This is a genomic window from Exiguobacterium sp. SH1S21, assembly GCF_004337175.1.
GTDB lineage: Bacteria > Bacillota > Bacilli > Exiguobacteriales > Exiguobacteriaceae > Exiguobacterium > Exiguobacterium aurantiacum_A.
This window is the reverse complement of the sequence record NZ_SJUY01000008.1, coordinates 101,176-124,642: the sequence shown is the minus strand read 5'-3', so window position 1 is coordinate 124,642 and position 23,467 is coordinate 101,176. Positions and strand designations below refer to the sequence as shown.

27 protein-coding genes are annotated in these 23,467 nt (G+C 52.2%); 3 read left to right on the top strand and 24 right to left on the bottom strand.

Annotated elements, in window-relative coordinates; translation table 11 throughout:
- Positions 1 to 165: 165 nt before the first annotated feature.
- Positions 166 to 453 (bottom strand): DUF1462 family protein, encoded by a 288-nt coding sequence (locus EVJ24_RS11775; protein WP_071397900.1) that lies wholly within the window; start codon positions 451 to 453, stop codon positions 166 to 168.
- Positions 454 to 579: 126 nt separating this feature from the next.
- Between EVJ24_RS11775 and EVJ24_RS11770 the strand changes: the two genes are divergently transcribed.
- Entirely contained in the window at positions 580 to 807 is a 228-nt protein-coding gene (locus tag EVJ24_RS11770; RefSeq protein ID WP_012726833.1) for a NifU family protein, read from the top strand.
- A 32-nt stretch (positions 808 to 839) separates the two neighbouring features.
- On the opposite strand, the gene EVJ24_RS11765 is transcribed toward EVJ24_RS11770, so the two are convergent.
- On the bottom strand, positions 840 to 1,610 hold the full coding sequence (locus EVJ24_RS11765; protein ID WP_070328756.1) for a TIGR01457 family HAD-type hydrolase: 771 nt from the start codon (positions 1,608 to 1,610) through the stop codon (positions 840 to 842).
- Positions 1,611 to 1,614: 4 nt separating this feature from the next.
- Positions 1,615 to 2,058, bottom strand: coding sequence for a DUF86 domain-containing protein (locus tag EVJ24_RS11760; protein ID WP_201740375.1), 444 nt, complete (start codon positions 2,056 to 2,058; stop codon positions 1,615 to 1,617).
- 158 nt (positions 2,059 to 2,216) lie between these two features.
- Here EVJ24_RS11760 and glpX point away from each other — a divergent pair, with 158 nt between their 5' ends.
- Positions 2,217 to 3,197: a class II fructose-bisphosphatase gene (gene glpX, locus EVJ24_RS11755; protein WP_070328755.1), complete on the top strand. Its 981-nt coding sequence runs from the start codon at positions 2,217 to 2,219 to the stop codon at positions 3,195 to 3,197.
- A gap of 36 nt (positions 3,198 to 3,233) precedes the next feature.
- Here the strand turns inward: glpX and EVJ24_RS11750 are convergent, their stop codons facing one another.
- The 8 genes from EVJ24_RS11750 to EVJ24_RS11715 form a co-directional block, all read right to left on the bottom strand.
- Positions 3,234 to 3,911: a DUF975 family protein gene (locus tag EVJ24_RS11750; protein WP_131441435.1), complete on the bottom strand. Its 678-nt coding sequence runs from the start codon at positions 3,909 to 3,911 to the stop codon at positions 3,234 to 3,236.
- Positions 3,912 to 4,013: 102 nt separating this feature from the next.
- Complete coding sequence (locus EVJ24_RS11745) at positions 4,014 to 4,319, bottom strand: hypothetical protein (protein ID WP_071397903.1); 306 nt, start codon at positions 4,317 to 4,319, stop codon at positions 4,014 to 4,016.
- A 156-nt stretch (positions 4,320 to 4,475) separates the two neighbouring features.
- Entirely contained in the window at positions 4,476 to 4,856 is a 381-nt protein-coding gene (locus EVJ24_RS11740) for a YutD family protein (protein WP_035386184.1), read from the bottom strand.
- Positions 4,857 to 4,903: 47 nt separating this feature from the next.
- Positions 4,904 to 6,250, bottom strand: a complete 1,347-nt coding sequence (locus EVJ24_RS11735) for a bifunctional metallophosphatase/5'-nucleotidase (protein WP_131441434.1) — start codon at positions 6,248 to 6,250, stop codon at positions 4,904 to 4,906.
- Positions 6,251 to 6,259: 9 nt separating this feature from the next.
- Positions 6,260 to 7,105, bottom strand: a complete 846-nt coding sequence (locus EVJ24_RS11730) for a DUF72 domain-containing protein (RefSeq protein ID WP_131441433.1) — start codon at positions 7,103 to 7,105, stop codon at positions 6,260 to 6,262.
- A gap of 17 nt (positions 7,106 to 7,122) precedes the next feature.
- Entirely contained in the window at positions 7,123 to 8,304 is a 1,182-nt protein-coding gene (locus EVJ24_RS11725) for an MFS transporter (RefSeq protein WP_071397906.1), read from the bottom strand.
- A gap of 110 nt (positions 8,305 to 8,414) precedes the next feature.
- Entirely contained in the window at positions 8,415 to 9,734 is a 1,320-nt protein-coding gene (brnQ, locus tag EVJ24_RS11720; RefSeq protein ID WP_131441432.1) for a branched-chain amino acid transport system II carrier protein, read from the bottom strand.
- 244 nt (positions 9,735 to 9,978) lie between these two features.
- Positions 9,979 to 10,251, bottom strand: coding sequence for an acylphosphatase (locus EVJ24_RS11715; protein WP_071397910.1), 273 nt, complete (start codon positions 10,249 to 10,251; stop codon positions 9,979 to 9,981).
- A gap of 93 nt (positions 10,252 to 10,344) precedes the next feature.
- On the opposite strand from EVJ24_RS11715, the gene EVJ24_RS11710 reads away from it, so the two are divergent.
- The gene (locus EVJ24_RS11710; protein ID WP_071397911.1) at positions 10,345 to 11,727 is read left to right on the top strand and encodes an alanine/glycine:cation symporter family protein; all 1,383 of its coding nucleotides are present in this window, start codon (positions 10,345 to 10,347) and stop codon (positions 11,725 to 11,727) included.
- 35 nt (positions 11,728 to 11,762) lie between these two features.
- Here EVJ24_RS11710 and EVJ24_RS11705 read toward each other — a convergent pair whose 3' ends face one another.
- The 13 genes from EVJ24_RS11705 to EVJ24_RS11650 form a co-directional block, all read right to left on the bottom strand.
- The gene (locus EVJ24_RS11705; RefSeq protein ID WP_131441431.1) at positions 11,763 to 12,728 is read right to left on the bottom strand and encodes an L-lactate dehydrogenase; all 966 of its coding nucleotides are present in this window, start codon (positions 12,726 to 12,728) and stop codon (positions 11,763 to 11,765) included.
- 108 nt (positions 12,729 to 12,836) lie between these two features.
- Positions 12,837 to 13,262: a DUF6678 family protein gene (locus EVJ24_RS11700; RefSeq protein ID WP_131441430.1), complete on the bottom strand. Its 426-nt coding sequence runs from the start codon at positions 13,260 to 13,262 to the stop codon at positions 12,837 to 12,839.
- Positions 13,263 to 13,268: 6 nt separating this feature from the next.
- A complete protein-coding gene (locus EVJ24_RS15375; protein ID WP_161566946.1) occupies positions 13,269 to 13,421 on the bottom strand; it encodes a hypothetical protein in 153 nt (50 codons plus the stop codon).
- A 384-nt stretch (positions 13,422 to 13,805) separates the two neighbouring features.
- Complete coding sequence (locus EVJ24_RS11695; protein WP_131441429.1) at positions 13,806 to 14,180, bottom strand: YciI family protein; 375 nt, start codon at positions 14,178 to 14,180, stop codon at positions 13,806 to 13,808.
- A 149-nt stretch (positions 14,181 to 14,329) separates the two neighbouring features.
- Positions 14,330 to 15,727 (bottom strand): Fe-S cluster assembly protein SufB, encoded by a 1,398-nt coding sequence (gene sufB / locus EVJ24_RS11690; RefSeq protein ID WP_070328746.1) that lies wholly within the window; start codon positions 15,725 to 15,727, stop codon positions 14,330 to 14,332.
- Positions 15,728 to 15,746: 19 nt separating this feature from the next.
- The gene (sufU, locus tag EVJ24_RS11685) at positions 15,747 to 16,181 is read right to left on the bottom strand and encodes a Fe-S cluster assembly sulfur transfer protein SufU (protein WP_070328745.1); all 435 of its coding nucleotides are present in this window, start codon (positions 16,179 to 16,181) and stop codon (positions 15,747 to 15,749) included.
- A complete protein-coding gene (locus EVJ24_RS11680; protein ID WP_131441428.1) occupies positions 16,171 to 17,391 on the bottom strand; it encodes a cysteine desulfurase in 1,221 nt (406 codons plus the stop codon). Before EVJ24_RS11680 ends, sufU begins: the two co-directional genes overlap by 11 nt.
- Before the next feature lies 1 nt (position 17,392).
- Positions 17,393 to 18,661, bottom strand: coding sequence for a Fe-S cluster assembly protein SufD (sufD, locus tag EVJ24_RS11675; RefSeq protein WP_071397919.1), 1,269 nt, complete (start codon positions 18,659 to 18,661; stop codon positions 17,393 to 17,395).
- 12 nt (positions 18,662 to 18,673) lie between these two features.
- Entirely contained in the window at positions 18,674 to 19,435 is a 762-nt protein-coding gene (sufC, locus tag EVJ24_RS11670; protein WP_131441427.1) for a Fe-S cluster assembly ATPase SufC, read from the bottom strand.
- A gap of 172 nt (positions 19,436 to 19,607) precedes the next feature.
- Positions 19,608 to 20,822, bottom strand: a complete 1,215-nt coding sequence (locus tag EVJ24_RS11665; protein WP_131441426.1) for an MDR family MFS transporter — start codon at positions 20,820 to 20,822, stop codon at positions 19,608 to 19,610.
- A 104-nt stretch (positions 20,823 to 20,926) separates the two neighbouring features.
- Positions 20,927 to 21,757, bottom strand: coding sequence for a MetQ/NlpA family ABC transporter substrate-binding protein (locus EVJ24_RS11660; protein WP_070328740.1), 831 nt, complete (start codon positions 21,755 to 21,757; stop codon positions 20,927 to 20,929).
- A 29-nt stretch (positions 21,758 to 21,786) separates the two neighbouring features.
- Complete coding sequence (locus EVJ24_RS11655) at positions 21,787 to 22,449, bottom strand: methionine ABC transporter permease (protein ID WP_071397922.1); 663 nt, start codon at positions 22,447 to 22,449, stop codon at positions 21,787 to 21,789.
- A complete protein-coding gene (locus EVJ24_RS11650; protein ID WP_071397923.1) occupies positions 22,439 to 23,467 on the bottom strand; it encodes a methionine ABC transporter ATP-binding protein in 1,029 nt (342 codons plus the stop codon). Before EVJ24_RS11650 ends, EVJ24_RS11655 begins: the two co-directional genes overlap by 11 nt.

Below are 23,467 nucleotides of genomic sequence, written 5' to 3'. Positions count from 1 at the left end.
TCTCTGTCCCTGATATACTTGTCTAAATTTTCAGATTATTGATTCGGCGGATGCGACGCTCTCAGGATACACGGCAAGTTCAGCGACGTCGTCGTTCCAACTTCGCTAAATCGAAAACAAGGTTGAACGAATGTGTATTCGCTCAACCTTGTTTTATGATGTCGTTTAATTCTCGTCAATCGCCGTATACACTTTACGCAACTGGACGACTCCTTCGTCGACGACTTCCCCGTTCAAGAGGACGAGCGGGTAAAACCATTCGTCTTGCTTGATTGCCTCGGCGATCTCATCATCCGCTTGCTCGAAGTCGATGTATTCGAACTCGAACTTGCGCTCCGGATATTTCCGGGCGAGCGCACTTTGTAACCATTCATATGTCTCGACCGAGCTCGGTGCCCCGACACAGCTCGCACACTGTACTTCTGCCCCGTATACCGTAATTTTCATCGTCATTCCCCCTATCCATTTCTATTATACAAAAACCACGCAGCGCCCTTGTCACAAAACGCTCAGCGTTAATGATTGAGAAACAATCTCAAACTTGCTAGAATAGAAGAGAACCAGAAAGGGGTAGATACCATGGAAATGTTTGATCAAGTCCAAGAAGTACTCGATAAATTACGCCCGTTCTTGCTTCGCGACGGCGGTGACGTCGAACTCGTTGATGTAGAAGAAGGCATCGTCAAACTTCGTTTGATGGGTGCATGCGGCAGCTGCCCGTCTTCAACAATCACTTTGAAAGCCGGAATTGAGCGCGCGCTCATTGAAGAAGTACCTGGCATCGTCGAAGTCGAACAAGTATTCTAAACAAAAAGGGAGACAAGCGTCATCCCTTTTTTTCATGCATGTGTCCATTCGTCCAAGCTCTCGACCATATAGGTCGGGAGCTTTTCTTGTTCTTGGATGAACGCCGGCCCGTGAACGCCTGAATTGACGTGCAGCGTCCGTAGCCCTCCATTGATCCCAAACAAGATGTCCGTATGGTAGTTGTCCCCGACCATGACGACCTCATCTTTCGTCAGACCGATCATCTCGAGGGCGATGTCAATCATGACCGGCTCCGGCTTGCCGATGAAGAACGGGTCTTTCTCCGTCGTCACCGTGAGCACGGACGTCAGCGCCCCGTTGCCCGGTAAAAAGCCGCGCTCGGTCGGGATGGCGATATCCCCGTTCGTCGAGATGAAGCGGGCGCCGGACCGAATCGCGAGCGCACCTTTCGCCAATTTCTCGTACGTGATGTGGCGGTCGAGCCCGATGACGACGTAGTCGGCTTTCGGTTCGTCCGTCACATGGAAGCCACGCTCTTCAAGCGCGATCCGGAGACCGTCTTCCCCGATCATATAAACGGTCGCCCCTGGTGTCATCTTCTCGATATAACGGGCCGTTGCCATCGCACTCGTCAAGACGTGCTCGGGCGTCACATGAACACCCATCGACACGAGCTTATCCGCGACTTGTTTCGGCGTCATCGAGGCGTTGTTCGTGACGAACAAGTACGGGAAGCCTGTCGCCTCGAGCCGGTTCACGAAGTCGACCGCTGCTTTGATCGGCTCGGTGCCCGCATAGATCGTTCCATCTAAATCAAATAAGTATCCTTTAATTAAATTCATCTAATCACTCGCTTTCCGGTAGAAATGCTGATACTGGTCCAAGTTCCACTTCTAAATAGCGGCGGACTTGCTCGGGAAATGCTGCGAACGTCTCTTTTTGACGCTCCGTCCAGGCGTCAAAGCGAGCCGAATCCGACGTGACGAACTCCCGGACGTAATAGGCACGCATCATGACGAGCTCTTTCGCCGCTTGAGCCGTCTGGGCGTCGAGTACGCGCTCGTCCAATAAAATGTCGACGATATCTTCATAACTCCCCGGATCGCGCATAATGAAGCCGTCAATCATCGAGTTGCCGACATCGATGACGCCTTCCATCAAATGCACGGCCAAACGCTCTTTCGCAAGTTCAAGTGTGAACGCGTCCCCTTCGAGCTGATTGATCCGATACAACATCGTTTCCATGTGGGCCAGCGTCTCATTGATTTTTTCTCTATTTACAAAATACATCGTCATCCCCCCTGCCCCTTATCATAATCTTTTTTCCGACTCGAGAAAAGAATCTCCCCTATTTACATCATTTATCCGATTGTGATACACTAATCCACGGATTAACACTTTAATTAGTATGTCACATTAAATAGAAATCACGTGGAGGGTTCAACACTATGGAACGAGAATTAGCGTTAGAGATCGTACGAGCAACCGAGGCAGCGGCACTGGCATCATCAAAATGGATTGGTCGCGGCCAAAAGAACGAGGCCGATGACGCGGCGACGTCAGCGATGCGCGAAGTGCTCGGTACGGTCAATATGGATGCGACTGTCGTGATTGGTGAAGGCGAATTAGATGAGGCGCCGATGCTTTACATCGGCGAACGCCTCGGTACGACGTTCGGGCCGGAAGTCGATATCGCGGTCGATCCGCTCGAAGGGACATCGATCGTCGCCAAAGGACTCGGCGACGCCATGGTCGTCATCGCAGTCGCCGATAAAGGCGCTCTCCTCCACGCACCTGATATGTATATGGATAAACTTGTTGTCGGACCGAACCTGAAAGGGAAAGTCTCGCTCGACGAACCGCTCGAGTCGATCATCGAGAAAGCCGCGCTCTATAACGGCAAACGTATCGAAGAAGTGACCGTCATCATGCAAGACCGCGATCGCCACGAACATCTCCGTCAAGCGGCGATGCGTATGGGCGCACGCGTCAAACTGTTCGATGACGGCGATGTCTCGGCCGGGATCGCCGCAGCCATCAAATCGAACCCGATCGACATCTTCATCTCGACAGGCGGCGCACCAGAAGGCGTCATCACGGCAGCAGCCGTCAAGGCGCTCGGCGGCGATATGCAAGCCCGCCTTCACCCGATGAACGAAGAAGAGACGGCCCGCGTCATCTCGATGGGCATCGAGGACCCGCTCCAACTCCTCACGATCGACGATCTCGTCAAGAGTGACGATTGCATCTTTGCCGCGACCGGTGTCACGACAGGTGAACTGCTCGACGGCGTCAAGTTCTTGACGGACGATATCGTCGAGACGACGTCGCTCGTCATGCGTTCGAAGACGAAGACGATTCGCAAAGTCGTCGCTGAACACACGTTGTCGTTGAAGCCGTACCTGAACAAACAACAAGTCGAAGCATGACAAAACCTCCGCTCAAAATTTGAGCGGAGGTTTTTTTTAGAAGCCTTGTTCCATATCAGGCGTCCCGACGTGGTTCGTGCGCCGCTGATCTGCTCCTCGGAGCGAATCATAGAACGCAGCGTACGTCGTCGAGAAGTACGGATATACATACAAGAAGCCGATTCCGAGCGTGAGCACACCGACGAAGAACCAACCGATGAACGAAAGGACGAGCTTGAACGCGTCCATCTTGTGGCCATCCATCATCCGACGTGACTCGGTGATTGCCTCGAGAGCCGACAGTTCCGGCTGATCACGTAAAATATAGTTCGTGAGCGAGTACGAGAACGCTTTAACGATTCCTGGGATCACGAGTAACAATGCCCATAAGAAGATGAACAACCCTACGAAGAACGGAGCGAGCACGTGCTTCACATAGCCGGTTTGGAACGGTTCAAATAATTTCGAGACGGCCGGCTTGTCGCCGCGTGACACGGAGAGGACGAGCCATGACCATCCGACCGTGAGCGGTGCGATCAACAACGTCAGAAGGAACGATAAGAACGATAACGTCATCTCGATAGACGTCAATGGTTCCATTGACTCTGCGTCAATCGTCGGTGCGAACGATTGAGGGATCCCGTTTAAGATAACGAACAAAATCAAAATTCCAGCGAGTAGCCAGCGATTGCCTGTCAACATTTTTTGTGCGTGTTGTTTCCATTGTGCTGTCATAGTATCCATCCTTTGTTTGTGTTCTTTCCTTAGTGTACGTCATTGGCCGGCAGAAGGTTTCAAAAAACACGAAAACAGGGGAAAGGTTTCTCCTTTCCCCTGTTAATATAAGATATTGCCCATAAAAAACTGTGACATCGATAGAATAAATAAGAGCACACCTGTAGCGACAACAGTCAGTGAGATTGCCTTGAACAGCCGGCTTCTTAGGAATGTATTCCGATACTCGAACCGGCGAACGAGCAAGACGTGGACCAACTCAAACAGCAAGACCGCAGCTGTGAAGTAGAATGTCATGATACTCCCCAATCCGAAGAACAGCATTGTCAATAAACCTAATCCTAAGTTGTGGATTCGGTTATGGACGTCATCGCGATCGCCGACGGTCGTCGTTTGTACGTGTTGCATCCTTCCACCTCGCTTCCAAAACCCGAACAGAAAAAGTTACCTTATATATAAGTTATCACAATTTTCTTATCTCTAAACCTGTCACACCGTCATTTCACCTAAACGAAACATCTAGGAAATATATGTAATAAAAAAAGCGCTGATGTCATCAGCGCGTCATGAACCGGTCGAAGTTTCAGCTTCTTCCGCTTTATTGAATTTTCGTTTTAGTTTAAGCGGTTGTTTCGTTCCACCAAACACGGGACCGTCTTCACTTTCATCAATCTCTGTCTCTTTCTTCAACACGAAGAACGGACAACCGAAGTTACAGTACTCGTATACATAGTCCATCACATGGTCGATTCGATTATCGTACGTGGCAAACTTCGACTTCACTTCATAAAATCCTTTGAGACGAAGTTGACCATGTCCCCAATCGCCGACGATGTAATCGTATTTATCGAGCACATCGCTATAACGAGCGATGAACGCCTCTTCATCAAACCCGTCACGCTTCTCTTCGATGACCGTATATCCATGGTGATTCACTCTAATCATTTTCACACCTCCACTTTCCTATCATATCATGCCCGCCTGCCGTTCCTCTATCGTTTTCGAATCGCGTCATGGCGCGCCATGATCGTTTCACGTAGTACGTCACGCAGGAGTTCCGGCATAAAGTAACGCTTCGGCTGGTCCGCCAAATACGGCAGGAGCGGACCGAACGTGAACATATCGACCGTGGCGACACGATACATCTGTTCAAGACTGATCTCGTTGCCGTGAAGAAAGTAGCGGCCTTGTTTCAATTCAAGACCGTGGACGATCGGGTGTCCGAGCACCGTCCCGCGGAATCCGAGCCCACGCACGTGCATCGTCGTGAACGGCTCCTCATGAACATCGCTCAAGAAACGAAGCAACGTTGCGCCGTCGAGTGTCAACAGGCATGGATTGATCGGGTGCGGACAGATGCGATGGAGCATATTGAGCGTGACTTGTCCGGGTGCCAACCCTTCAAGCAGGATGCCCGATGGAAGGATGCTTACTTCGGCATCACACCAGTCCATTAATCCATCCGCCAACAATTCCGCAATCGGAGATGGTCCGAACCAATCGCTCACATAGCCTGGTGTGGCGGCAATCGTCACGTCAAGCAAACTCTCAGCTTGTTCATACTCCAACCGCAACGCCCGTAGCGTGTCGTCGTCCTGAACGTGATCTGTCAAGTCATGGAGACACGCCTTCTTCTCTACGACTTGGCCGTCCCGAAGCGTCAACTCGACTTCTCCGACGTATTGCCCGTACTTCCCGGCCTGGGCGATCAACACCCCGTTTTTCATGACGCCGTCGTCTAACACGTGGTGCGTATGTGCCCCGAGGATGACATCGATAGCCGGGAACGCTTCAGCGATTCGCTCGTCGGCGTAGAAACCGAGGTGACTGAGCGCGATGATGACGTCACATCCTTTGAGTTCCTCGAGTGCCCGAGCAGTCGCCGTCAGCGGTGACTCAATTTGCCAACCGAGTTCAGGATACAGCTCTTCATACGGTGCGGTCACGCCGAACAGACCGACACGCACACCGGACCGTTCGAGGACGAGCGTCTCCGTCGCCCAGTCCGGTCGCGTCCCGTCCGCTTGATAGACGTTCGCGAGCAAGACGGGGAACGTCGCATCCTCATAGAGCGAATCGAGCCAGTCGTGCGGAAACGTGATGCCTTCGTTGTTGCCGATCGTCACGGCCGTCGGATTGAGCCGATTGAGCAAGCGGACGTTCACTTGCCCTTTCGTCACTTCCGTCGCCGGGTGTGTTCGATCGGCATGATCGCCGAGGTCGAAGACGAGCGTATCCTCGTGTCGGCGTTCGTTCAAAAAGGAGACAAGTTGGGGCCAATTATGAAATTTTGAATGCAAGTCATTGTAATGAAAGATTTTAATCGTATGCACGGCCATCCCCTCTTCCTAAAACAGGCTGATTTGGCTCGGGGCGAGCTCATACTCGGCACCGAGAATCTCAATCAAACGTTTCGCGTTCGGTGCCGCATCCCCGGCCGAGTTGTTGTTGAAATAGACGTAGACCGACTTGGCATCTCGTTCGAGTGCCCGGCACGCCGTCGCAAGTTCTTGCAGTTCGTCTTCGCTGTATCGATACAGGCAACGGACGTGACGCCACTCTTGGCTCGTCATCCCGGGTTTGCGGAGCCACCCTGCCGTATTGCGGCCGTGCAGACGGACGACTGCGACTTCCGGGTTCGTGACGACCGGGACGAACGGGATGCTGCTCTCTTTCGTCTGAGGTTCGTCGCACACCGTGTTGATGAAGCGTTGCTCGCTCAAGAACGCGAGCGTCCGGTCGCGAAATGCTTCCGAGAACCACGTCGGGTTCCGAAACTCGACGGCGATGTCATAGTCGATCAGCTCCGCTCGAATCGTCCTTAAATAGTCGAGATGCGGCTTCGAGACGTCGAACCACGGCGGGAGTTGGACGAGGACGGCCCGAAGTTTACCCGCCTGTTTGAGCGGCTCGACCGATGTCCGGTAGCGCTCGAACAGTTCGGCGAGCGGCAGCTTCGGTTCACGGTCGTGACCGCTCATTTCCCTGGAAACTTTGACGACGAACTGAAAGCCGTCCGGCGTCTCACGATTCCATTTCTCATAGTTTGTCACCGGTTGAATCGCATAGAACGAGGAGTCGACCTCCACCGTCGGAAAGTGCCCGGCGTATGTCGACAGTTTGTGCTTCCGCTCTTCCGGCGTCGTATAGAGCAGGTCGTGGTCTCCCCAACCGGTCACACCGACATAAATCATCGTGTTTCCTCCTCACATTATTGTTCGAACGATGTCTCCGCGTTTCGCTTTGACCAATTTAGGGTCCCGCTAAACGTCACGAGCAACAAGACAAGTCCCATGATGAACGGATAGCGCATGTCGATATCGAAGGCAATCCCGGCAAGCGTCGGCCCGACGATATTACCGATACTCATATAGGCGTTGTTCATCCCCATCGCGAAGCCTTGTTCTTTATCTGCCATCTTCGACACGAGCGTATTCAACACCGGACGAAGAATCGAGGTCGACAAGAAGATGATGAGCGTGATCGCGAAGAAAATCGCATACGATCCCGCGAACAGCGAGAACAAGAAGCCGAGTGCCGCGAGCATGATAAAGATGAGCACGACTTTGATCTCACCGAAGAGCGAGACGAGTCGGTCGACGGCAAACAGCTGAACGATGACACTGACGATCCCCGTACCTGTGATCATGACGGCAATTTCTTGCGGCGTCGCACTGAACGTCTCACTGACGAACAGTCCGAGCACCGATTCGTAGGCCATGAGGCCAAACGCCATGACCAAGTTGATGACGAGCACGAAGAAATAAGGTTTTTTAGTCGACGATAAGAGTTGACGTGGTAACGATTCGGTCTCGTTCGTCCGGACGTATGGTTCCCGGTCCGGCTCTTTCAATAGAATGATTGACGATATGACGGCGACGAATGAGACAATCGCCGACAACAAGAGCGGTGCTTTCAGCCCGAATTCGGCGAAAAAGCCACCAATCCCGGGTCCGATGACGATCCCGAGCGACATTGCCGCGGAAATATAGCTATTCCCTTTCGCCCGTTGTTTGAGCGTCGTGATGTCGGCCACGTACGCAAAGATTGCTGGAATGAGCAATGCGGCCCCGACTCCGCCGATGGCGCGCGAGATCAGTAAGACCGTCAGATTGTCCGATAAGTAAAAGACTGCCATCGAGATGGTGAACCCAATAAGCCCTGAAATAATCATCAGCCGGCGACCGTAAACGTCAGCCCATTTCCCCGCAATCGGTGACATGAGTAGCTGGGCCCCGGCAAAGACCGAAATCATCAGTCCGGCGGCGGTACCACCTTCGCCAATCATTTTTAAATAGTCCGGGATGATTGGAATGATAATCCCGAATCCTGCTACGGCGATGAACATGTTTAGCATGAGGATCGCCAATTGTTTCTTTTGTTTTGTTGTCAACGTGTGTCACTTCCTTTTCATCTATTCATTTTACTTGTTGATGAATGAAATGAGCAAACGATAAGACAGCAAAACACCCATCCTGGACCAGAGGATGGGTGACGGTAAAATTATGAGATGCGTGACTCGGCGAGTGATCGACTCGACCGCTGTTTCGGTAAGAACAGTGTGACGACATAAACAATCAACGTCGGAACTGCCCAGGCGAGCCCGATTTCAGCCATCGGCAAGTTCGTGACCCATGCAGTCACGGCTGTTGGAGCCAAGCCTTGTGCCGTCTCGAACAACGAGAACACGAGCGCCGTGTAAACGGTCGCCTTCATGGCGACTTGCGGGTTACGTTGAATCCGTTCCGTGACCGAAACGAGCACGAGTGCGATCATGACCGGGTACAAGAGCGTGAGCAACGGTATCGCGATTTCAATCAATGTGCCGAGGCCGACGAGTGAAATCAAGTAACCGAATAGCGTTGTCCCGATGACGACTTGGTAGTACTTGAGCGACTCGAACGTGTTACTCATGAACCGTGAAAACTCACTGATGAGTCCGACCGCTGTCGTCAAACAAGCAAGGAAGACCGCTGCCCCGAGTGCGAGCATGCCGACTTGACCGAACGATGTACCGGCAAACGTTTGAAGGAGGCTTGCGCCGTCAGTCGTTCCCGTAACACCCGTCATGTTCGCCCCGATCGATGCGAGCGAGATGTAGACGAGCATCAAACACGTGACGGCGAGTAAACCGGACGTCCGGAGAAGCGATGACGCTTCTTTTTGATCCGACATCCCGTTCGCTTTAAGTGTGACGAGGACGATTGCACCAAAGACGAGTGCCCCGAATACGTCCATCGTCAAGTAACCTTGTTTAAAGCCTTCACCGAGTGCCCCGAGCCACGTCTCATACCCTGCTGCTGGCGCGACCGGTGAGCCGAGCGGGGCCACAAGGTTTGTGATCCCGATGCCAGCAAGCAAGACGAGGAGGATCGGCGTAATGATCCGTCCGATGATCTCGATCAACTTTTGAGCGCGGAGCGTCAAGAGGAACGTCAAGCCGAAAAAGACAGTTGAACTGATGGCGAGTGTGAACGTCGACGGCGCACCGAGAAACGGCACGACTCCCATCTCATACGTGACCGCTGCCGTCCGAGGAATCCCGAAGAACGGTCCGATGGCCACGTACATTAATCCCGTCAAAAGGAGTGCAAGACGCTTCGGAATATACTGGGCGATTTGATCAGACCCTCCACCGACCCGCGCGACTGCGAACAAGGCGAGTAAAGGAAGTCCGACGCCGGTAATGACGAATCCGACTAGGGCTGGGAACAGGTTCTCACCTGCTAACGCTCCTAGCATCGGTGGGAACAGCAAGTTCCCGGCTCCGAAGAATAATGCGAAAATCGTAAACGCTAACGGGAATAATGTTGATTTTTTCATACAACTACCTCCACATACATTGTAATGCCTTCCGTGTCGTGCAATGCAACTAAATAACTAAATTTTCTGACAATGAAGCGCTTGGTCTATTCCATTATACACACTATCTTTTTTTTGACCACCCTATCTTTAAAAAAGATGTTTATTTTTCCGCGAAGTAGATTTCCATAAAAAAAAGCCCCCTCTTTTTTACAACAGGAGCCTACTTGTCAACCGAATTCATATCATCTTTTCAAAAAAATAGTCAATAGCGGATATCGAATTCACGATACGATGCTTCCGCGATATCCGTTTCTTCGATCTGTTCGACGCCGACGAACCGATTCCCATCGTAGAGCGCGCGTTTGAACAAGGCATAGTCCGTCTCTTCCCCTTCGACGTGGAGCTCGACCGTACCATCACTCAAGTTTCGGACCCACCCTTTTAGGTTCGATTCAATCGCGGTCGCTTGACAAAAATAGCGAAAGCCGACCCCTTGGACGCGTCCTGAGACGATCAATTGTTTAGCAAGTTTCATGAGTATTCTCCTCCTTCATATGAAATAACAGGTTTAGCGAGACGCTGCTTAGGTAACACTATATAAGTAAAATACTGGATTAGGAGTGGTGATGTGGATCAGATTGTGAATATCGTGACGTCGTTTTCAGATTGGTTATGGGGAGTCCCAATCATCTCCCTACTCGTGTTATCAGGTGTATACTTGACCATCAAATTAGGATTCTTTCAATTCCGATACCCGCTTTATATAGTTCAACAAACGCTAGGAAGCGTCTTTAAAAAACCGAAAGGCGAAGGCGACATCAGTCCTCGTCAGGCGTTGACGTCGGCGTTATCGTCGACGATCGGTGCCGCCAACATCATCGGCGTCCCGGCTGCGATCATGTTCGGGGGACCGGGCGCCATCTTCTGGATGTGGGTCATCGCCGTCGTCGGGATGGCCATCAAGTTCTCGGAAAGTGTCCTCGCCGTCCGTTACCGCGAGAAAAATGAAGCCGGCGAATTTGTCGGCGGCCCGGTCTACTATATGGCCAAAGGGCTGAAGTGGAAATGGCTCGCCTCATGGTTCGCGTTCGCCCTCATGATCGAGCTCATCCCGAGCATCATGGTCCAAGGCAACGCCGTCAGCTCGGCCGTCCGTGAGACGTTCAACGGCGACACGCTCATTACCGGGATTATCGTCGCCGGACTCGTCGCACTCGTCGTCTTCGGTGGCATGAAACGAATCGCTAAAGTGACGGAGATCATTGTTCCGGCGATGGCACTCGTGTACGTCGGAGCCGGGTTCATCATCGTCTTGATGAACTTCTCGCAAATCCCTGACGTTCTCGGTCTCATCTTCTCGTACGCGTTCCAACCGATGGCCGCGCTCGGCGGATTTGCCGGGGCCGCCATTGCTGAGACGATCCGTTGGGGCTTCGCCCGCGGACTCTATTCGAACGAGGCCGGTCTTGGGACGGCACCGATCGCGCACGCGGCCGCCCAGACCGATCACCCGGTCCGCCAAGGTTTCTGGGCCGTCATCGGGATCGTCATCGATACGCTCATTATCTGCAGCACGACCGCGTTCGTCGTCTTATCGTCTGGTGTTTGGACACGTGAAGGCGCGATGAGCGACCCGGCCGCCCTCACGACCATCGCTTTCCGTGAATATTTCGGTTATACGGGCAGCTTGCTCGTGACGATCTCACTCATCTTCTTCGTCTTGTCGACGATCATCGTCATCATCTTTTATGGATCACGCCAAGCCGAGTACTTGTTCGGTTTAACGGCAGGTAAAGTGATGAAAGTCGTCTATATCGCATCAATCGTCATCGGTTCAATCGGTGGCGCCCAGATGATTTGGAACTTCCTCGACTTCATGCTCGCGATGATTCTCATCCCGAACATGATCGCCGTCTTGATGCTAAGCGGTGAAGTGAAGCGACTGACGACCGAATTCTTCTCGTCTGAAAAGTATTACAAGAAAGACGTCGCCGAGAAAAAGGCGTCGTAACAACGAACCCGGCTGCAACGGCAGCCGGGTTTTTGTTATGAACTTGTCTCGATTTTGTCAATCGCCTGGCGAATCCGTCCGACCGATGCGTCGAACTGTTGTTGCTCCTCAGCCGTCAAGTCGATCTCGATGATTTGACTGATACCGCTCCGGTCGATCAAGGCAGGTACCCCGATATGGAGGTCGGAGGCGCCGTATTCCCCGTCGAGATGGGCACCAATCGTCACGACCGTGTTCTCGTTCCGGACGATAGCCCGGACGATGCGCAGCAGGCCGAGACCGATCGCATAGTAGGCCGCACTCTTATAGCCGATGATTTGGTTCGCCGCATCGCGTACTTCTTGATAGATCGCGTCTAAATCCTCTTGGCGATACGATTCATTGTCTGCGAGCAATTGCTTCATCGACTTGCCATAAATCCGGGCGTTGTCCCAGGCGACGAAACCACCGGCACCATGTTCGCCCATATAGTAGACGTGACAGTTGCGCGACGACAAGTCGAAGTACTCGCCGAGCTTATAGCGCAGACGCGCCGTATCGAGCACCGTCCCTGAGCCGATGACACGGTGTTTCGGCAAGCCGGACGCTTTCCAGGCGACGTGGGCCATCACATTGACCGGGTTCGTCGCGACGACGATGATCCCGTCAAAGCCGCTCGCCATGATTTGTTCTGTGACGTCACGGATGACGACCGCATTTTGCCCGGCGAGGTCCATCTGTGTCTGCCCGAGCTTTTGGGCGGCTCCAGCCGTGATGATGACGATGTCGGCGTCACGACAATCCGTGTAATCCCCTGCCCAAATCCGAACCGGGCTCGGTGCGAACGAGATGCCGTGGTTCAAGTCCATAGCCTCACCTTCCGCTTTCGCGTGGTTCGAGTCGATCAAGACGAGCTCTTCACAGAGTGCCGCCATCGATAATTGGTAAGCAAAACTGATGCCGACCCAGCCGGCGCCAACGACGGCGATGCGGGTAATGTCTTTTGGATCAATTGTTTCCATTCAATCATTCCTCCCTAAAAACAGTCTCTCTTTTAGCATACCCGACTCTTAGCTGTTTCACGACAATAACTAAACAATCAGTATATACGAAATAAATACAGAATTACGCTATGCATCAAGTTTCGGTTCAAATATTCCCGTATCTCGAACATAGCCAAAAATTTGAATCATTTCATTGTCCTGTATGAACGGGATTCGTTCTTTCGTTAAAATAGATATAAGTTCATCGGTCATATCACATATGTCTGGTTCGACGATAGCTCCCTTATAGACCAACACCTTTGGTCGCAATCGAATCCATTCGATTGAAGAGGTAGGATAAGGAAATCCATCATCCCAATCACCTGATTCATAAGCCGTCTTCGATAAAAACTCAGGATCAGGTGTGTCCTCTAATACATATTTGATTTGATAAGGAGGTTCAAATAGGAATGTATTTGCTACCGCTCGCCTCAGTTCCCCCCACTTTGTCTTGTTCATCACCGATGTCAATTGCCGCTCTTCTATTTCTTGTAACTCTTTTTGTCGGTCCATCGCTGTTCATCCTTTCTCACATGCGAGTTCTAAGCGCTTGATTGCCCGCAACACATCTTCACGGTTGTGCTTTTGCTTCATCCACTTGGGCAAGCGACTCTCAATACTGCGGTTCGCGCCGTCGCTTGTCCGAACACTCGCTTCCACGTACTGTCTCATATACGCGAGGTGCTCCTGATTATAAGCCCATAGGACATGACCACAACAACCAGTTTGCAGATAGAGCGGCAATCTGAAATGTACATCGAAAGCTCCGCCGATGTATTTCGTACCGCTCTGCTTCATTTGTAGATAACCGCACTGAAAACAGCTCAAGCGTACCTCATTAGCCTTCTCCATAACGTCCGCTCGTCCCCCACAACGTGGACAAATCACGACCATCTGACCCATGAATGTCTCAAGTTCTCTGCTCTCTAGTGAAAATCGATTTGTCACGTCATCGCCTCCTCATTTCATTATACAAATAACCAGCGAAACTAAGCTCGCTGGTCAAGGTAGTGGACTATTAAATCAATTGTTACATCTCAAACTTGACGAGACCGTTCACTCTCTTTCCCAATAATAGTGAACCGGCCGAATTTCAATCCTCCAGCCTAACGATTCCGCTTCGGGCACTTGGGTCGTCGGATGGATGGAAGCAATTCTGACCGCGTCCTCTATGTCCGCCGCTTCAATCAAAAAAGTACTTCCTACTACTTCCTTTGACCCCAAGACTGGTCCATCCGTTATCTTGATCTGATCAGCATGACGCTTGACTTCTTTCACACTCGCTTCAAGCTCAATATCTAATACAACCTGCTCACTTGCATAAAACTGATGTAAGTATGGTTCACAAGTAGCCATGATTCGGTCTATTTCATGGTCCGTCTTTTCATTCATTTTTTCAGCATTGAAATAGCCTGTTACCAAAAACATCATGTTCGCTTCTCCTCTCGGGTCGAGTATATGTTTCACTACTTTATTCCCTAGTTCAGGTCGAAATAGCTCCTATGAAACGAGAGGGGTTCAATCCAAAAAAGACGGTCGACATGATTTCATGTCAACCGTCTTCCTCAATCTATTCAGGATTATCCGATCGAACCTTCCATCTCAAACTTGATGAGACGGTTCATTTCGACCGCATATTCCATTGGCAATTCTTTCGTGAACGGCTCGATGAAGCCCATGACGATCATCTCGGTCGCTTCTTCTTCCGAGATACCACGGCTCATGAGGTAGAAGAGTTGCTCTTCTGACACTTTCGAGACTTTCGCTTCGTGCTCGAGTGAGACTTGGTCGTTCAAGATCTCGTTGTACGGGATCGTGTCCGACGTCGACTCGTTGTCCATGATGAGCGTGTCACATTCGATGTTCGAACGGGCACCTTTCGCCTTACGGCCGAAGTGGACGATTCCGCGATACGAGACTTTTCCGCCTTGTTTCGAGATCGACTTCGAGACGATCGACGACGACGTGTTCGGTGCGAGGTGAATCATCTTCGCCCCAGCGTCTTGGTGCTGCCCTTTACCGCCGAGTGCGATCGAGAGCGTCATCCCACGTGAGCCTTCACCTTTTAAGATGACGGCCGGGTACTTCATCGTGAGTTTCGATCCGATGTTACCATCGATCCACTCCATCGACGCGCCGGCTTCACAGACGGCACGCTTCGTGACCAAGTTATAGACGTTGTTCGCCCAGTTTTGGATCGTCGTATAGCGGCAGTATGCGTCTTTGTTGACGAAGATCTCGACGACAGCTGAGTGAAGCGAGTTCGTCGTGTAGACTGGTGCCGTACATCCTTCGACGTAATGGACCGAAGCGCCCTCGTCGACGATGATGAGCGTCCGCTCGAATTGACCCATGTTTTCCGAGTTGATCCGGAAGTAGGCTTGGAGCGGTTGCTCGAGTTTCACACCTTTTGGTACATAGATGAACGAGCCACCTGACCAGACGGCCGAGTTGAGTGCCGAGAACTTGTTGTCCGTCGGCGGGATCAATTTCCCGAAATACTCACGGAACAAGTCTTCGTTTTCTTTCAAAGCAGTGTCCGTATCTTTGAAGATGACACCTCTTTCTTCGAAGTCTTCTTGCATACTATGGTAGACGACCTCTGACTCGTACTGAGCCGAGACACCCGCCAAGTATTTTTGTTCCGCTTCCGGGATTCCGAGCTTATCAAACGTCCGTTTGATTTCTTCAGGAACCTCGTCCCACGAGTGTTCCGTCTTCTCAGACGGTTTGACGTAGTACGTGATCTCGTCAAAATCAAGTGACGTGAGATCGCCGCCCCATGTCGGCATCGGCATCTTGCGGAACTGTTCGAGTGATTTCAAACGGAACTCGAGCATCCATGCCGGTTCTTCTTTCATGTTCGAGATCGTTTCAACGATTTCTTTCGTCAAGCCGCGGCCTGAACGGAAAATCGAGATGTCTCGATCATGGAAGCCATATTTATAATCGCCAACGTCTGGCATGTTTTTCGCCATATCGGTCTCCTCCTTCTACTTACGCTTCCTCGTCGACTCCCTTTTCAAGCGCTTTCCACGCGAGCGTGGCGCACTTGATGCGAGCCGGAAACTTTGAGACACCAGACAACGCTTCGATGTCGCCTAGGTCGAACGTGTCTGTATCGTAGTCTTTCCCTTGGACCATCTGTGAAAAGATGTTCGCCAATTGGAGCGCTTCGTCTACAGACTTGCCTTTTACGATTTGGGTCATCATCGACGCCGAGGCGAGACTGATCGAACAGCCTTCCCCTTCGAACTTGGCATCTTTCACGATTCCGTCTTCGACTTGAAGTTGGAGTCGGAGTGAATCCCCGCACGTCGGGTTGTTCAAGTCGATCGTCACGCCATCTTCGATGACGCCACGGTTTCTTGGGTTTTTATAATGATCCATGATGACTTGTCGGTACAACATGTCGAGATTGTTAAAACTCATAATTGAAATACTCCTTCGTTTGACGTAACCCTTCGATGAAGCGATCGACTTCATCTCGTGTGTTATACAAGTAGAAGCTCGCTCGGGCAGTCGATGATTGCTTCAGGAGGCGCATGAGCGGCTGGGCACAGTGATGACCGGCCCGTACCGCGACCCCTTGCATATCCAAGACGGTCGCAAGGTCGTGGGCGTGGACGTCGTTCAAGTTGAACGTGACGAGCCCGACGCGCTCCTCAGGACCGAAGATCTCGATCCCTTCGATCGTACGCATCTGTTCGATGGCGTACGTCACGAGCTCCCGTTCGTGCGCCTCGACATTCTCGAGACCAAGGTCTTCTAAAAAGTCGATGGCGGCAGCCAAACCGACCGCACCGGCGATGATCGGCGTTCCCGCTTCAAAGCGGTACGGGATGTCTTTCCACGTCGACTCATACAAGTCGACGTAATCGATCATCTCACCGCCGAACTCGACCGGCTCCATGTTTTTAAGCAGCTGTTTCTTCCCGTATAAGACACCGATCCCGGTCGGACCGAGCATCTTATGGCCAGAGAAGGCAAGGAAGTCACAATCGAGCGCTTGGACGTCAAGCCTCCGGTGCGGCGCGCTTTGCGCCGCATCGACGACCATGACCGCGCCTTTTTCGTGGGCGAGTTGCGCCACTTCCGCGATCGGATTAATCGTGCCGAGCACGTTCGAGACGTGGCTCATGGCAACGATCTTCGTCCGGTCCGACAACACTTCCCGCACCGCGTCGAGCGTGATCCGGCCGTCTGGCGTCATTTCGACGTAACGGAGTTTCGCACCTGTGCGTTTGGCGAGCTGTTGCCATGGAATCAAGTTCGCGTGGTGTTCCATCGGTGTGAGAACGATCTCATCTCCCGCGCTGACGTTGGCGTCCCCGTAACTTGAAGCGACAAGGTTGATCGCCGTCGTCGTCCCACGCGTGAAGATGATCTCTTCCGGTACTGAGGCGTTGATGAATGAACGGACACGCTCCCGCGCCCCTTCATACGCATCCGTCGCGTGCGTGCCGAGCGTATGGACGCCACGGTGCACGTTCGAATGGATGCGGCGATAGTAATCCTCGATCGCCTCGATGACAGCAAGCGGTTTTTGGGAGCTCGCCGCGCTGTCGAGATAGACGAGCGGATGGCCGTTGATTTCCTGATCTAAAATCGGGAACTGTTTACGAATCGAGGCATCAATCATCTTAACGCACTTTCCCTTCGATGACTTCACGGAGACGGTCTTTGACCGACTCGATCGCGAGTTGCTCGACGACCGGGTTTAAGAATCCGTGAATGATTAAACGTTCTGCTTCTTTACGTGACAGACCGCGGCTCATCAAGTAGTACAACTGAATGTCGTCGACGCGTCCGACTGAAGCGGCGTGGCCGGCCATAACGTCATCCTCATCGATGAGGAGGATCGGGTTGGCGTCACCCCGTGCTTTTTCAGACAACATGAGAACGCGTTCCGTTTGGACACCGTTTGACTTCGAGGCACCGTGATGGATCATCGATGTCCCGCTGAAGATCGCTGTTGCCGAGTCTTTTTGAACACCGTGGATCAAGATGAACCCTTCCGAAGACTTCCCGAAGTGGTCGGTCCGGATGTTAAAGTTTTGCTTCTGCGCGCCACGACCGATCGTGACTGCTTTCGTGTTCGAGTACGTGTTGTCTCCGACGAGATGCGTCTTCGTCTCGACGAGCGTGTTGCCGTCGTTCATATGTCCGAGCGCCCAATCTAGGTGAGCGTTCTCGTAGACGACACCGCGGCGGTTCATGAACGTGAGTGCTGACTCAGCGAGCTGGTCGACCCCACCGAATACGACTTTCGCGTTCGCTCCGACGAACACTTCCGTCACGGCGTTGACCGTGTGCGGCTCATTCGTGTTCGACAAGAAACTTTCGACATACGTCACTTCACTGCCTTCATCGGCGACGACGATCGTATGGTGGTACAACGAACCGTTCGCTTGTTCCATCGTGAAGATAGCTTGAAGCGGGTCTTTCAATTGCATGTTTTTCGGGACGTACAAGAAAGCCCCACCGTTCGTGAGCGCTGCGTTCAAGGCAGACAAGCGATCTTCGTCAATACGAACGCCTTCTGTCATGAAGTATTTCTCGACGAGGTCTGGATGTTGTTCCATTGCTTGTTGGATTCCCATAAACAAGACGCCTTCTGGCATCGTAAGTTCGTTATAGACGACATGACCGTTGCGTTCAACGAGCACGTTTGTCCGGTGGTCTCCGAGCAATGCTTCGATTTCAGGCGTCAACCCGTCAAGCTTCGCGAGCTCGACGTCTCCGCTTACGAAATCCCATTTATCAATCTTGATCTTTTCAACTTTAGGCAAGGCGAGAGTCGGCGCAAGTTCTGCTGCTTCTTTACGTCGGTTGACCATCCATGCTGGTCCACCGAGCGCCTCTGCACGTGCCGCTACTGCTTGTGCATCTAATTCAAATTGTACGGTCATCGTACAGCCCCCTTACGCTTCTGTGTCTACTGTCATCCCAAGATCTTGCTTCACCCAGTCGTAACCTTCTGCTTCGAGTCGTTGTGCGAGCTCTTTGCCGCCCGACATGACGATTTTACCGTCGATCATGATATGGACGAAATCTGGCTCGATGTAGTTGAGGAGACGCTGATAGTGCGTGATGATCAAGCAGCCGAACTCTTCGCTGCGCATTTCGTTGACGCCTTTAGCGACGACTTTGAGCGCATCGATATCAAGACCTGAATCAATCTCATCAAGAATCGCGATGTTTGGTTTGATCATCATCATTTGAAGGATCTCGTTACGTTTTTTCTCTCCGCCCGAGAAGCCTTCGTTCAAATAGCGGTGTGCCATTTCTGAAGGGATTTCAAGAACGCCCATCTTCGAATCAAGTTCGCGGATGAATTTCATAAGTGAGATTTCTTCGCCTTCTTCGCGGCGCGAGTTGATCGCTGAGCGCAAGAAGTCGGCGTTTGTGACTCCGCTGATTTCAGCTGGATACTGCATCGCGAGGAACATGCCTGCTTGCGCACGTTCATTTACTTCCATCTCGAGGACGTCTTCTCCGTTCAAGTCGACGCTTCCTCCTGTCACTTCGTACAATGGATGACCCATGAGGGCAGATGCGAGTGTTGATTTACCAGTCCCGTTAGGACCCATGATGGCGTGAATTTCGCCACCTTTAATTTCAAGATTAAGACCTTTGACGATCTCTTTTCCTTCGATTGAGACGCGGAGGTCATCAATTTTCATGTGTGGTACGTTAGACATTCGGATACCCCTTCCGTTTTCTCGCCATTTTTGGCGTAGATTAGATATATTCTAATCTTAATCTAGGCAATTTTTTATTTCAAGCGACTCACCTTATATTTCATTCTCAATAAAACATAAATGTTGAGAATGAGAATATCGGGAAATCAAGACATTATCCAACATTTTCCTCGACTTGAACCGAATTCGCTTGTTTTTCCCGTAGCGCGCCGGTGAAGAAGAAGGCGCCACACGCGGTCAGAACGGCTAGGCTCCCAAATACAGGGAGTGACTCGTTGTCGAAGCCGTCGAGCAGCAGTCCGCCGATGACCGGCCCGATCGATTGACCGAGTGCCGTCAACCCCATCGCCCCGAAATACGTGCCGCGCAAATGTTCCGGTGCCAAATCGTCTGTCAACACGTCCGTCATCGTGAACGTGAGCACTTCTCCGACCGTGAAGATGACCATCGCGACGAACAATACCCACACCTCGGCAGCAAAGCCGATTAACAACAGCCCAATCGAGAGCGTCGCGATCCCAAAGAACAGCGACTTGATCGGCGAGACGCGAATGCCGAACCGCATGATCGGATACTGCACGACGAGAACGGTGATCGCGTTGACCGTCAACAGATAAGCGAACAGGCGCGACCCGTCACTGAATCCGTCGTGAAACGCGATGAACTGCGGCAACGTCGAATTGAATTGACTGTATCCGATGATGGCGAAGATCATGCCGATGATGACGAAGCGGAACGTCTTGTCTTCTTTTAACACGCGGAACGTCTCCGTCAGGCGCGGCCTAGCTTTAACGCCGTCCCCTTCTTCAAACGGATATTTCCGGAACAACGTCGAGATGACGAGGCCGTAAAGGACATAGACGGCGGTCACGACGAAGAATGCACTCTTCGCTCCCGTAAGTGACAAGACGACCGCAAGCAGCGGTCCGATCGCCGCAGCGATGTTGATCATGAAGTAGCGCACGTTATAGACGATGACACGCTGGTCGGGTTGCGTCGTGTCGCTGATCAAGGCCCGAGACGCCGGTTCAAGGAATGAACGTGAAACGCCCATCAATACCGAAAATATGTAAAACCAAACGAGCTCCGTTGCGAGTGCGAAACCGGTAAACGTCAAGGCGTTCAAACCGATACCGATCAACATCAGCTGTTTGCGCCCGTAGCGGTCAGACAGCGTCCCCCCGAAAAAGCTCATAAATAGACCGGATAATGCCGACGTCGCGAACACCGTCCCGATCACGCTCGCCGAGAAACCGAGCGTCGCGAGATAAATCGCAAAAAACGGCATGACAAAAAACGTCGACAGCCGTGCAAAAAATGTACCGAACAAGACGCCTAGCGTCAGCGGATGAATGTGTCGTATGCTCACCCGGATCCCCCCTTTTTCTACATATAAATAGTTTACTTCTATTATTGAAGCAAAACCACTGCAAACAAAAAAGGCCCGGGATGTCCCGAGCCTAAAATCAATCATTATTTAACCGGTACGACCGCACCTTTGTACTCATCCAAGATCCACTGTTGTGTCTCTTCTGATGTCAATACTTCAAGGAGTGCCTTGACGCGCTCATCGTCTTCGTCGCCTTCACGCGTGACGATCAAGTTGACGTACGGTGAATCTTCGCCTTCAAGAGCGATTGCGTCTTCGAGCGGGTTGAGTCCGGCATCGATCGCGTAGTTCGTGTTGATGAGGACGGCATCGCCTTCACCGTTGTTGAACGCTTGTGGGAGAAGTGCCGCTTCGACGTCCGTCTTGAACTCCAAGTTTTTCGGGTTGTCGACGATGTCAGCGACTGTCGCGTCTGTCGTCTTGCCGTCAGCGAGCGTGAGCAAGCCTTCTGTTTGAAGCATCGTCAAGATTCGTCCGTGGTCAGCGACCGACGAGCTCATGATGATTTCAGCGCCGTCTGGAAGCTCATCGAGTGATTTGTAGTCTTGTGAGTAGACACCGATCGGCTCGATGTGGACGCCGCCGGCTGAAGCGAATTTATAGTCTTTGTTCTCAGCCATTTGTGACTCGAGGTACGGCTCGTGTTGGAAGTAGTTAGCGTCGAGCTCACCAGCTGCGAGCGTCTTGTTCGGGAGCACGTAGTCTTGGAACTTCTTGATTTCAAGCGTGTAGCCTTTTTCTTCATATTCGTCTTGGACGTGCTCTAAAATCTCGGCGTGTGGTACGTTCGACGCGCCGATGATGAGCGTCTTGTCGTCGCCCGAGCCTGATTCTGAGTCCCCGCCGCCACATGCCGCGAGAATTGTGAGTGCTGATGCTGCTGTCAATCCGAGTACTGTTTTCCATGATTTCATTATAAAACCCTCCATATGATTGTATTTGATTAAGCTGATCGCTTATCGATTTTTGAGACGAGTCGATCGCCGATGAACTGAACGACGAAGACGATGACTAAGATCAATACGGTCGCGACGAACGTGACGTCGCTTTGTGAACGCTGGAACCCTTCAAGGAACGCCAAGTTCCCAAGGCCACCACCACCGACGACACCGGCCATGGCCGTGTAACCGACGATGGCGACGATCGTCACCGTGATGCCTGACACGATGGCCGGGAGTGCTTCCGGGAACAACACTTTATAGACGATCTGCCATTTCGTCGCGCCCATCGACTCGGCCGCCTCGATGACACCGCGATCGACTTCGCGGAGTGCGAGCTCGACCATACGTGCATAAAACGGGGCCGCACCGATGATGAGCGCCGGGAGCGCCGCCGTCGAGCCGAGCATCGTTCCAACAAGAAGGAGCGTGAACGGAATGAGCAAGATAATTAAAATAATGAACGGGATCGAGCGGAACACGTTGACGACCGCGCTGATGATCGTGTAAATCGGACGATTCTTCATCATGAGCGGTTCGTTCGTGACATATAAGAGCATGCCGAGGGCGAGACCGATGACGAATGTCGCGGCTCCTGCGACGAGCGTCATATAGAGCGTCTCCCACGTCTGTTCGAGCATGACTTGCCAATCTACATTAGGAAACATCGCTTTCTACCTCCACTTCCACTGCCTGCGATCGGATTGAGGCGATGGCCCGCTCGACTTCAGCCGGCTCTCCGATCAATTGGATGAATAGCGTTCCGAGCGCGCCGACTTGGGACTGCGTCACGTTACCGCCGATGATGTTGAAGCCGATGTCGTGCTGTTTCAACACTTCCGATAAAATCGGCTGTTCGGCCGTCTCGTTCAAGAACTTAAGTTTGACGATTTGGCCACTCGGATAACGTGCTTTCAAATGCTCGAACGTGAGCGACATGTCGTCGACGGCACCGATCTGTTTGACGAACTCTTTCGTGATCGGCTGTTCCGGATGTTGGAACACGTCCGCGACTTGGCCGGTCTCGACGACTTTCCCTGCCTCCATGACGGCGACGCGATGACAGATTTTTTGGATGACGTGCATCTCATGGGTGATGAGGACGATCGTCAGTCCGAGCTTCTTATTGATGCTGACGAGCAGCTCGAGAATCGAATCGGTCGTCTTCGGGTCGAGTGCGCTCGTCGCTTCATCGCAGAGGAGCACGTCTGGATTTGTAGCGAGCGCGCGGGCAATCCCGACTCGCTGCTTTTGACCGCCCGATAGTTGCGACGGATAGCTGTCTTCACGTCCGGCGAGACCGACGAGATCGACGAGCTCTTGGACGCGGCGTTTACGTTCACTGGCCGGTACCCCGATCAGTTCGAGCGGGAAGCTGATGTTCTCAGCGACCGTGCGCGACCATAATAAGTTGAAGTGTTGGAATACCATCGAGACGTTTTTGCGCACCCCGCGCAGTTCTTTCGGAGTGAGCTTCGTCAGCTCGCTCCCTGCGACGACGATCTCACCGCTTGACGGTGACTCGAGTCGGTTGAGCAGACGGATGAGCGTCGACTTCCCCGCCCCTGAATATCCGATTATTCCAAAAATTTCGCCGCTCTCGATTGTGAGCGACACATCATCGACCGCCTGGACTCGACCGTTCTTCGTGTCGAACCATTTGGCCACATTACGTAATTGAATCAA